At 41.4% G+C, this 683-nt stretch carries 1 protein-coding gene; it reads left to right on the forward strand.

The features are described from left to right. A partial coding sequence (gltX, locus tag ABD296_RS49685; RefSeq protein ID WP_344285578.1) for a glutamate--tRNA ligase occupies positions 1–683 on the forward strand: 683 nt, incomplete at both ends.

The following is a 683-nucleotide window of genomic DNA, read 5'->3' on the forward strand; positions in this document are numbered from 1 at the left end:
CTTGTTGAAAAAGGTCATGCTTTTTATTGTTTTGCTACAGCAGAAGAACTTGACCAAATGCGTGCCGAGCAGCAAGCTCGTGGCGAAACACCAAAATACGATGGTCGTGGTTTAAAGCTGTCTCAAGAAGAAGTAGCTCGACGTCTTGAAGCGGGTGAACCTCATGTTATCCGTATGAAAGTGCCTGAAGAAGGCGTGTGTAAATTTAACGACTTACTCCGTGGTGAAGTTGAAATTCCTTGGGCACAAGTCGATATGCAAGTGCTTCTTAAAACAGATGGTTTACCAACCTACCATTTAGCTAACGTTGTTGATGACCATTTAATGGAAATCACTCATGTATTGCGTGGAGAAGAATGGCTTCCATCTGCACCGAAGCATCAATTGCTTTACCAATACTTTGGTTGGGAAATGCCAACGCTTTGCCATATGCCGTTGCTTCGTAATCCAGATAAATCGAAGTTATCTAAACGTAAAAATCCGACCTCAATTAACTACTACCGTGATATCGGCGTTTTACCAGAAGCCTTACTCAACTATTTAGGCCGTATGGGTTGGTCAATGCCGGATGAAAGAGAAGTTTTCACATTACAAGACATGATGGATAACTTTGATATTCAACGCGTATCACTAGGTGGACCAATTTTTGACGTTGAAAAACTCAATTGGTTAAATGGTCAATG

This window comes from Actinomadura napierensis (assembly GCF_039529375.1).
GTDB lineage: Bacteria > Actinomycetota > Actinomycetes > Streptosporangiales > Streptosporangiaceae > Spirillospora > Spirillospora napierensis.